This window comes from Sporomusa sp. (assembly GCF_057736855.1).
Map to the genome: position 1 here is coordinate 1 of NZ_JBYKYF010000066.1, position 10390 is coordinate 10390.

Consider the following 10390-nt stretch of genomic DNA (forward strand, 5'->3'; position numbering starts at 1 on the left):
TATAAATTAGCCAGCTCCTTATTAAGCTTTTCCGGATACCCTTATACTTTTCCTGTATTGCCTTTAATTTAGGCTGAATTTCCTGCATGGCTTTCATTGACTTTACTTGTTTTACAGTTAGCGGATACAATACTACTTTAATCGCGATGGTTAATAGAATAATCGCAATACCATAGTTAGCATACCCCATGCTACTTGTTAAATTATAAAAGAAAGTCAATGCACCTTGCATAATGTTGCTTAAAAAATCCAAAAAAGTTTCCCTCCTGCAAACAATAGGATATGTATGTTAAACAGGGTCATATCCGCCGGGATGAAACGGATGACAGCGCAAAATACGCCGTACAGCCATCACTGAGCCGCGGGCAACCCCATACTTTTCGATAGCCAGCAATGCATACTCGGAACAAGTGGGCACAAACCGGCAGCTAGGCGGTTTTAATGGTGATATAAAGCCCCGATAAAACTTGATAAGATAAATAGCAAATATTGTTACTACTCTTTTCATGTTGGATCTACCAAGATGTTAGCTTTGGCACTAAGTTCTAAGAATGACTTGGTTACTTGATGTAAACTGGCGCCAACCAATGGTTTACGGCCAACAAGTACTATATCTACACCTAAAATAATTTTATCCTGATGCAATCGATACGCTTCTCTTAATAAACGCTTTACGCGATTACGCACAACGGCCGATCCTAACCGTTTGCCAGCAGCAAAACCGATTCGACGTTTAGCAGACTCATTAGGTAACACATATAATACCAATTGTTTATTAGCATATGACTTACCTGCTTTATATACTGCTTGAAAATTCTTATTTTGACAAAGCCTGCTCCATTTAGGCAAAGCAAACCTCTTGACCATATATAACCATCCGGTTTCTATAATATTATTTTTAACAACTGTTTAAGCAATAACCGCTATAATAAATAACTAATGGAAAAAATAGGCCACCAAAGCGGCCTACTCTATGCTCTATGCGGACAGTCTTTTTCTGCCTTTGGCACGTCTTCTTTTCAATACAGTCCGACCGCCGGCTGTTGACATACGTTCACGGAAACCATGAGTTCTTTTTCTCCATAGCGTATTAGGTTGATAAGTACGTTTCACTTTAAACACCTCCTTATAAAAAGGGGAAATCACTGAAATCTACAAAATTTCACTAGCTTAGATTATAGACTAGCAAAAGGCTCTATGTCAAGATAATTGCTGGCGACAAATTCAGATATCTGTGGATAAATTATCCCTTTTTTAGTCACAAACGAAAATATCTTGTTGATAACTAGCACATGATTTGTTAATATAGTTATGCACAGTTATCAACAGTTCATGTGTACATGCCTTTTACTATCCACAATTAACAATTTATCCACAAAAAACTGGACTTATTCACAGAGTTATCCACAATCTTCAATACCCTGATAATACAAGCTTGCGGAATTATTATGTACCGCCGTTGTATTTTTTTTCGCCATAAATACTCTTAATAAAAAAGTTATTCACAGTTGTTAATATCTTTGTGGATAACTTATGTTAATTTTAATTTTATTATGTGGAAAAATGTATGATGCGAAACATCCATATAAACACAATACAATGAAAGGACTGATTGATTACAATGAGCGCTGATACCGCTTATATGGCAAGCATATGGCAACAGGCTCTGGTACATATGAAAAAAGCGTTTATCAAGCCGCTTTTTGAAACATGGATCAAATCAACAATGCCATTATCCATTAAAGACAACGTTATCGAAATCGGCACTCCTAAACAATTTGTCAAAGAATGGCTTGAAAGTCGCTATGTCCCCGTTATTAAAGCTGCTTTAAAAGCTGCCTCCAACAAAGATTTTGAAATTGTATTTATTAATATGGATATAGATATGGACGGAGTTGAAGAGCCCACAAGCTTGGATGCTGAGATAGAAGAAGCAACTGCTGTTAATCAGCAAGCTCAATCGAATCACCCTATTACTACTGAACCACCAGCCCCGTCTGTAAAAGATGTAGATATAACCAATAATGCAGACTATTTAAAATATCTTGATGATATAGATGATATTCCTGAAGCTGCTGCAATTTCACCTTCACCAGTGGTATCTGAACCCAAGTCCCCACCGGCTGCTATAAAAATTAAATCTTCTGACCAGCAACAAAGCACCAGTATGCCGGCAACAGAAGAATGTAATTTGAATCCTAAATATGTATTCTCCACCTTTGTTATCGGCAACTCTAACCGGTTAGCCCATGCTGCTTCGCTGGCTGTCTCAGAAGCTCCAGCTCAAGTGTATAATCCATTTTTTATCTATGGCGGTGTAGGCCTGGGAAAAACCCATTTAATGCATGCCATTGGTCACCGTATTAAAGAAAACAATCCTAATATGAAAGTTGTCTATATTTCTAGCGAAAAATTTACTAATGAACTTATCAACTCAATTATCAGCGGTAATCCCGAAAGTTTTCGGCAGCGTTACCGCAATATCGATGTTCTGCTTGTAGACGACATTCAATTCTTATCCAAAAAAGAACATACCCAAGAAGAATTTTTCCATACCTTTAATACTCTACATGAGGCCAATAAACAAATTATTATCTCCAGTGACCGTCCGCCCCGAGAAATTCAAACCCTTGAGGATCGACTCCGTTCCCGCTTTGAATGGGGCTTAATTACTGATATTCAGCCTCCTGATCTGGAAACGCGAATTGCCGTCCTCCGTAAAAAGGCTATGATGGAAAGCCTCAATGTACCCAATGAAGTCATTGTGTATATTGCTAGCCGAATTGAAAATAATATACGTGAACTTGAGGGTGCCCTCATCCGGGTGGTTGCTTATGCTTCACTTAATAACCAACCTATTGATATTGATTTAGCCACAGAAGCTTTAAAGGATATTTTCCCCAATGGTCGGCCAAAACAAATCACCGTAGAACTTATTCAAGATGTGGTGGCCAGCTATTTTAAAATTAAGCTAGAAGATCTTATAGCCAAAAAACGCACTCGTAATGTAACTTATCCTAGACAAATTGCTATGTATTTGTGCCGGGAACTTACCGAAACTTCATTGCCCAAAATCGGCGAAATCTTTGGTGGACGTGACCATACTACAGTTATTCATGCACATGATAAAATCAATCGCGAAAAACAGATGGATGCCAAACTAAACAACACCATTAAAGAATTGATTAAACGTATTGAATCCTAGTGCATAACCCTGTTAATAACTACTTAACTAAGATGTACACAACATGTGCATAACTTTATCCCGTTATTTTTCTGTTAATATGTTGATAACTGTCATATACCTTATCGACATATTATTAACATCATAACTTCCTATACTTCAAGGATTCGACATATTTATTAACATATCAACAGCGCCTACTACTATTACGGCTATTTATTAATATATGCATTAAACAATAATAGTATTACAGTCTTTTTTAAATTTTATCTCATTTTTTTTTTTATCAAGGGGGCTCTATAATGAAAATTACTTGTTCCAAAGACAAGCTGAATTATGCAGTACAAACCGTCCAAAAAGCAGTCGCCACTAAATCCACTATGCCTATTCTCTCTGGCATTTACTTGTCCGCAGAACATAATAAACTACAACTGCAAGCCACTGACTACGAAATAGGAATTTCTTGCACCATTGATGCAAATGTAGATATTCCTGGTAAAATTGTTCTTTCTGGAAGGTATTTGCAAGAATTAGTAAAAAGACTCCCTGGAGAAACTGTCGAAATTGCATCCTCACTTGAAGATCGAACAATAAAAATCATAGCAGGTACCTCCCAATTTAATTTATTGAGCCTACCTGCTGACGAATTTCCGGTATTAAAGTCGTTGTTTGATAAACAAAACGGTACAAGTCACATAACAATTAAAGATAATGTGTTGCGTGATCTTATCAAAAAGACGGTATTTGCTTGTTCAACGGAAGAAAGTAGGCCTATATTTACAGGGGCATTACTTGAACTAACAGACAATGACGTACGAATGGTGGCTACCAATACTCACAGACTAGCATTAAAAAAGAGCCTGACGGAAAATACTACAAGCAATAGCAACCTCAAAATCATTATTCCTTCTAAAGTTCTTAATGAACTAGCCCGTTTATTAAATTCAGAACTGCCTATAGATGTTAATATTTGCTGGGAAAAAACAAGAGTGGCTTTTCGTTTTGAAAATGTTTATTTAGAGTCTAGACTCATAGAAGGGCAGTATCCTGATTACAATAGAGTTATACCAATGGAATTTGGTACAACGGCGACAATTAATACCGGCTTATTCATTGATGCCGTAGAACGTGTATCATTAATGGCAAAAGATGGAGAATATAATGTCATAAAATTTGAGTTTAATCCTAATGAAGTGATTATTACTTCCAATAATCCTGATATTGGTAAAGCCTGTGAAACAATTCCTGTTTCCACAGAAGGAACTGATATTACTATTGCTTTTAATGCCAAATACGTAACCGATATTCTAAAAAATATTGGAAGCTCTGAACTGTTATTTTCACTAAATACACCACTTAGTCCAGCTAGCATTAGGCCAGTCAATGACGAAACCTATACGTATATTATTACTCCGGTTCGTACTCTATAAAATTAGAATTTTTACAAAAAAAGGTAATAAAAAAGCCTCTATTAGGAGGATTATTGATGGAAGAAATTGAAATATATACTTCAGAAATAAATATTGACCAACTTTTAAAATGGGCAGGAATTATTGAGAATGGAGCTCAAATAAAACCTCTTATTCAAGACCAACTGATAAAACTTAATGGTCATATTATTACTGAACGTCGAAAAAAAATCCGTCCTGGAGACATTGTTGAGATAACAGGAATGGGTAAGTGGAGAATTGTTACAGGTGAGCAATGAGAGTAAACCGTCTTATTTTACGAAATTTTCGTAATTATATAGATATCAATATTGACTTTACCGCCAATATCAATGTGTTTATTGGCCCTAATGCTCAAGGAAAAACCAACTTGTTAGAGGCCTTATACTTGGCAGCCATGGGACGCTCACATCGTACGAATACAGATCAGGAACTTATTCGCTGGAATCAATCTGCTGCCAGTGTAGAGGTTGTTTTTTTTCGCCAAGAAGTGCAAAACTCTATAAAAATCAAATTTATAGCCAACAAAAATAAGGAGATACTATATAATGGTCATCCCTTGCCGGCTAGAGAGATTATAGGGTCACTAAATGCCATATTATTTTCACCAGAAGATCTGTTATTAATTAAAGGAGCGCCGGCTTTACGTCGGCGCTTTTTGGATAATGAAATTTCCCAGGCTAATCCTCCATATTATCGGCAGCTATTAAACTATAACCGCATGCTTAGCCAGCGTAATAATCTTTTAAAAAAAATAAGGGAAAAAAAGGCAAGTGAAGAATTACTTTCTCCCTGGGATGATCAATTAGCTAGTACTGCAGCTGCGATTACCAAAAAACGGCTGGAAGCAGTAAAAAAACTAACCATGCTAGCTAATTTGCATCACCGCAAAATAACCAGTAGTCGTGAAAATTTAACTGTTTCTTACTACTTGCATGGATTACAGCAAGATAAAATCGAAGATTTAAGTGACTGGTATCATGAACAGCTTAACCGTAACCGAGCTCAGGATATTGTAAGCGGTAGTACAGGAATTGGTCCTCATCGGGATGATCTTATATTTTGGGTTAATGGCAAAAACTTACGTAATTTTGGTTCGCAGGGACAACAGCGAACAGGTGTATTGGCTTTGAAGCTGGCTGAATTGGAATTTATCAAATCAGAAACTGGCGAGTATCCCATATTACTACTAGACGATGTGATGAGTGAACTTGACGCTGACCGCCGTTCTGAACTACTTTTATTTATTAGGGAACGTATTCAGACTTTTATTACCGCTGCTGACGAACAATATTTTTGTCAAACAAAACTGGGAAAATTTTATCGGATACTGGGCGGTACTGTAACGGAGTGATTACGATGTTTCGGGTAAAAGAGGTATTGCCAAATACGTTACGATCGATTGGCTTGACAAAACAATTTAATGCTCAATCAGTTATTGTTCATTGGCAGGAAATTGCTGGAGACGAAATTGCCAGTCACTCCTGGCCAATTTCTGTCCAGCGAGGTGTTTTATTATTAGCTGTAAATAACCCGGTATGGAGCCACCATCTTTTGATGTTAAAGCCTATGCTTATTGATAAAATTAATACATACTTAAATGAAAAACTAATAGTTGATATCAAGTTTCAAGCAGGAAATTTAAAAATGTACCAGAATAATCAAGAAGATGGGGAAGCTCATGATGTATTACAGCCAGCTAAATTAAGTTCCGAAGAATTAGCTGCCATATGGCAAGCTACCGAACCAATACGAGATGACAGTTTAAGAAAAAAATGTTATTATGTTTTAATAAAACAAACTGCACTAGATAAAGCCAAACAACAAGCAGGCTGGAAATCTTGTAAACGTTGTAATGTATTAGTACCACCAGGGCAAAGTTATTGCACTGTATGCAGTATCGAGTGCAAGCAGGAGACAAATATGGCTATTACCAAACTGCTAACGGAAGCTCCCTGGCTTACTTATCAAGAAGTTTGCCAGTTTGTTCCGTGCAGCCCACGTCAGTTTCATACTGCAAAAAAGCGCTTAGTTCATAAGCTTATTCATGCTTTATTTGAACCAGGCTTGGACAAGCTAAAAGAGGGTACTTTGGTCATGTTAATGACCGGAGTTAAGCCAGGCAGGATAAATGATACAATGATTGATACCATAATTGGTAAGATAAAAGTGCGACTTGCGGAAAAAGTCAGGAGGAAAAGCCATGTTTCTGCATCTAGGCGCTGATACTGTTATTCCCTTACGTACCGTAATTGCTATTTTAGACTATAAAATAACCGGATCAGCGGTTACCAATCAATATATAACTAACAGTAAATCGGCAAATAAAGTTATAGATATTTCTGATAATAACGTCAAAAGTCTTATTATAACTGACCAAAATGTGTATTTATCAGCAATTTCCTCGCAAACACTTAAAAAGCGAGCAGGCTATATACCAATCGAAGAAGAGTAGGTAATTACTCTATGATTTTATGCTATTTGAAGTCATGCTGCTTGTGGTGTCGACAGTGGTAATTTGTTGTAGAAGATAACGGGGGTTTGGCATATGGGTGATTCGATAGACATGAATGATACAACAGTAAATGGCAATTATGGCGCACAACAAATTCAAGTTCTTGAAGGCTTAGAAGCTGTTCGTAAACGTCCTGGTATGTATATTGGCAGTACCTCGGCCAAGGGCTTGCACCATTTGGTGTATGAGGTTGTTGATAATAGTATTGATGAAGCACTAGCTGGTTATTGCAACCGAATTGAAGTTAAAATCCATCAGGATAACAGTATAACAGTTATTGACAACGGCCGCGGCATCCCGGTAGATATGCACGAAACAGGGAAACCGGCCGTTGAAGTTGTGCTCACAGTTCTTCACGCCGGTGGGAAATTTGGCGGAGAAGGGTATAAAGTATCTGTGGTCTTCATGGGGTAGGGGTATCTGTAGTAAACGCGCTGTCAGAATGGATGGAAGTAGAAGTTAAAAGAGACGGTAAGATTCATTCTATCCGTTTTGAGCGCGGCCATACCGTCAAAAGTCTTGAGGTCATCGGCGAAACGTCAGAGACAGGCACTAAGGTCTCGTTTAAACCTGATAAAGAGATATTTGAAGACCTCGAGTATAGTTTTGATACTTTAAAAACCCGTTTACGAGAACTTGCCTTTCTTAACAAAACTCTAACCATCATTCTGGAAGATGAACGCACCGGGGAAAGAAAAGAGTTTCATTATGAGGGTGGTATTGTTTCCTTTGTGGAGCATCTTAATAAAAATAAAGATGTTGTTCATTCTACTCCTATTTATATTAGTGGTTCTAAGGATACCACCTACGCAGAGATTGCTCTTCAATACAATGATGGTTATACAGAAAATATCCATTCGTTTGTCAATAATATTAATACCCAAGAGGGTGGTACCCATTTAAGCGGTTTCAAAATAGCCTTAACCCGGGCAATTAATGATTTTGGCCGTAAACTTAATATTCTTAAAGACAATGATGAGAATCTAAGTGGTGAAGATGTTCGTGAAGGTTTGACGGCTGTCATTAGTGTCAAAATTCAAGAACCGCAGTTTGAAGGCCAAACCAAAACAAAACTTGGCAATAGTGAGGTTCGTGGCATTATCGATAATATTATGTCAGAGGGGCTTGCCGAATTTTTTGAGGAAAACCCTAGTATTACGAAGAAAATTATCGAAAAATCGCTTATGGCTTCTCGCGCCCGTGAAGCTGCTCGCAAAGCCCGTGAACTGACAAGACGTAAAAATGCGCTGGAATCTAGTTCACTACCAGGTAAATTGGCTGACTGCTCGATCAAAGATCCAGATCAGGCCGAAATTTATATTGTCGAAGGTGATAGTGCCGGTGGTTCGGCAAAACAAGGACGTGACCGTCGGTTCCAAGCGATTCTGCCTTTACGCGGCAAAATTTTGAATGTCGAGAAAGCCCGTATGGACAAAATCCTTAATAATGCCGAAATTCGCGCGATGATCACTGCCTTTGGCAGTGGTATTGGTGAAGATTTTGATATTGAAAAACGCCGCTATGGAAAAATTATCATTATGACTGATGCTGATGTAGATGGTTCCCATATCCGTACTTTGTTATTAACCTTCTTTTATCGTCATATGCAACCGTTGATTTTAGGCGGTCATGTATATATTGCTCAGCCACCATTGTATCTTGTAAAAAAAGGTAAAGAAAGCTGGTATCTCTATAGTGACGCCGAAATGGAAAGTCTGTTAGAGAAGATTGGCCGTGACAATATTACTGTCCAACGATACAAAGGCTTGGGAGAGATGAATCCTGAACAGCTATGGGATACAACCATGAATCCTGAAACTAGGACCATTCTCAGAGTCGAGCTTGAGGATGCTATTGCTGCTGATGAAATCTTCACCGTATTAATGGGCGACAAAGTGGAGCCTAGACGACTTTTCATTGAGGAAAATGCTAATAAAGTTAGAAATCTAGATATATAGAATATCTATGTGTATGTTTATTTTTAAACATGTACGTAATGTAGCGTGTATTTGCATAAGATTATATATACATACAAAAAGACTTGGTTTCTGCCAAGTCTTTTCAGTCGTTCGATGGCATTATATCTGGGGCAACCTTAATCATTAGGTTGCTTTTTTTATTATTGTTGGATAGCATCAGATAATAATGTTTTGCCTGCCGTGAAGCCCCTTTGATTTCGTTTGTTATCACGGCTATGTCAAGTTAAGTGTGTACATAATAACTATTGTCAGGATGAATCTGCCAATGTTTCATGGCTTGGGTTAATATCACTGATATCCATAAAAATGAAAAAAATAATTTTACCTAAAGAGATTATGATAGTCACTGCAGGATGCCATCTGTTTTTTGGAGAACAATAATCAATTTATATTTATAAAATAGAGAGGGGATGAATTATGAGTTTTATGAATGAGTATAAGGCTAAATTATGTAGCCCGGAAGAAGCAGTAACAGTTGTAAAGTCAGGAGATTGGGTAGATTATGGTTTTGGCTTAGGCCAGCCGGTGCTGCTGGATAAAGCATTGGCTAAACGCAAAGAAGAACTAAAGGATATAAAAATTCGCAGTACTTTGTCACTAAGACCGCGTGAAGTAGTAAACGTAGATCCGGAGCGAGATGTTTTTAGTTTTTCAAGCTGGCATTTTAGTGGTTATGACCGCCAATTGCATGATCGTAATCTCTGTAATTTCATACCTATGATTTTCCGCAATCAACCACGTTATTATCGCCATGATTTGTCTGTGGATGTTGCGATGGTAACCGTAGCGCCGATGGATAAACACGGTTACTTTAATTTTTCGTTATCAACTGCTGCTACGCGAGCAATTTTGGATGCAGCTAAAATTGTTATCGTTGAAGTAAATGATCTGTTGCCAGTGGCATTAGGTGGCAGAGATGAATGTATTCATATTTCCGAGGTGGATTATATAGTTGAAAGCGGTAGTATCCCGCTGCCAGAAGTACTTCCAGCCACACCTGATGAAGTGGATGAAAAAGTTGCCAGACTGATTGTTGAGGAAATTGTTGATGGTGCAACCCTTCAATTGGGGATTGGTGGTATGCCTAATGCTGTCGGTAATTTAATTGCTGATTCAGATGTAAAAGATTTGGGGATGCATACTGAAATGTTGGTAGATGCCTATCTCACAATGTATAAAAAAGGTAAATTAACCAATAAATATAAACGGTTGGATAAAGGAAAAGGTGTTTGGTCATTTGCAGCTGGTACCAAAGAATTGTATG

At 37.7% G+C, this 10390-nt stretch carries 11 protein-coding genes and 1 pseudogene; 8 read left to right on the forward strand and 4 right to left on the reverse strand.

Annotation, left to right across the window (positions count from 1 at the left end; all coding sequences use genetic code 11):
* From AC29Z1_RS06330 to rpmH, 4 genes are all read right to left on the reverse strand, one after another.
* Positions 1-232, reverse strand: a 232-nt coding sequence (locus AC29Z1_RS06330) for a YidC/Oxa1 family membrane protein insertase (RefSeq protein WP_488270627.1), incomplete at its 3' end; no start/stop codon positions are given.
* A 57-nt stretch (positions 233-289) separates the two neighbouring features.
* Positions 290-508, reverse strand: coding sequence for a membrane protein insertion efficiency factor YidD (yidD, locus tag AC29Z1_RS06335; protein ID WP_488270614.1), 219 nt, complete (start codon positions 506-508; stop codon positions 290-292).
* A complete protein-coding gene (gene rnpA, locus AC29Z1_RS06340) occupies positions 505-867 on the reverse strand; it encodes a ribonuclease P protein component (protein ID WP_488270615.1) in 363 nt (120 codons plus the stop codon). Before rnpA ends, yidD begins: the two co-directional genes overlap by 4 nt.
* Positions 868-978: 111 nt before the next feature.
* The gene (rpmH, locus tag AC29Z1_RS06345) at positions 979-1113 is read right to left on the reverse strand and encodes a 50S ribosomal protein L34 (RefSeq protein ID WP_488270616.1); all 135 of its coding nucleotides are present in this window, start codon (positions 1111-1113) and stop codon (positions 979-981) included.
* A 529-nt stretch (positions 1114-1642) separates the two neighbouring features.
* On the opposite strand from rpmH, the gene dnaA reads away from it, so the two are divergent.
* The 8 genes and pseudogenes from dnaA to AC29Z1_RS06385 all read left to right on the forward strand — a co-directional run.
* Positions 1643-3205 carry a chromosomal replication initiator protein DnaA gene (dnaA, locus tag AC29Z1_RS06350; RefSeq protein WP_488270617.1) on the forward strand — a complete coding sequence of 521 codons (1563 nt, stop codon included), beginning with the start codon at positions 1643-1645 and terminating at the stop codon, positions 3203-3205.
* A 281-nt stretch (positions 3206-3486) separates the two neighbouring features.
* Complete coding sequence (gene dnaN / locus AC29Z1_RS06355; protein ID WP_488270618.1) at positions 3487-4614, forward strand: DNA polymerase III subunit beta; 1128 nt, start codon at positions 3487-3489, stop codon at positions 4612-4614.
* Positions 4615-4670: 56 nt separating this feature from the next.
* On the forward strand, positions 4671-4892 hold the full coding sequence (locus AC29Z1_RS06360) for an RNA-binding S4 domain-containing protein (RefSeq protein ID WP_488270619.1): 222 nt from the start codon (positions 4671-4673) through the stop codon (positions 4890-4892).
* Complete coding sequence (gene recF, locus AC29Z1_RS06365) at positions 4889-5986, forward strand: DNA replication/repair protein RecF (RefSeq protein WP_488270620.1); 1098 nt, start codon at positions 4889-4891, stop codon at positions 5984-5986. The genes AC29Z1_RS06360 and recF overlap by 4 nt, the downstream gene beginning before the upstream one ends.
* A gap of 5 nt (positions 5987-5991) precedes the next feature.
* Positions 5992-6858, forward strand: a complete 867-nt coding sequence (locus tag AC29Z1_RS06370; RefSeq protein ID WP_488270621.1) for a DciA family protein — start codon at positions 5992-5994, stop codon at positions 6856-6858.
* Positions 6836-7087 carry an extracellular matrix regulator RemB gene (remB, locus tag AC29Z1_RS06375; RefSeq protein ID WP_488270622.1) on the forward strand — a complete coding sequence of 84 codons (252 nt, stop codon included), beginning with the start codon at positions 6836-6838 and terminating at the stop codon, positions 7085-7087. Before AC29Z1_RS06370 ends, remB begins: the two co-directional genes overlap by 23 nt.
* Before the next feature lie 93 nt (positions 7088-7180).
* Positions 7181-9105: pseudogene (gene gyrB, locus AC29Z1_RS06380) on the forward strand (DNA topoisomerase (ATP-hydrolyzing) subunit B).
* A 438-nt stretch (positions 9106-9543) separates the two neighbouring features.
* Positions 9544-10390 (forward strand): acetyl-CoA hydrolase/transferase family protein (locus AC29Z1_RS06385; RefSeq protein WP_488270623.1); only part of this gene is annotated, 847 nt, incomplete at its 3' end.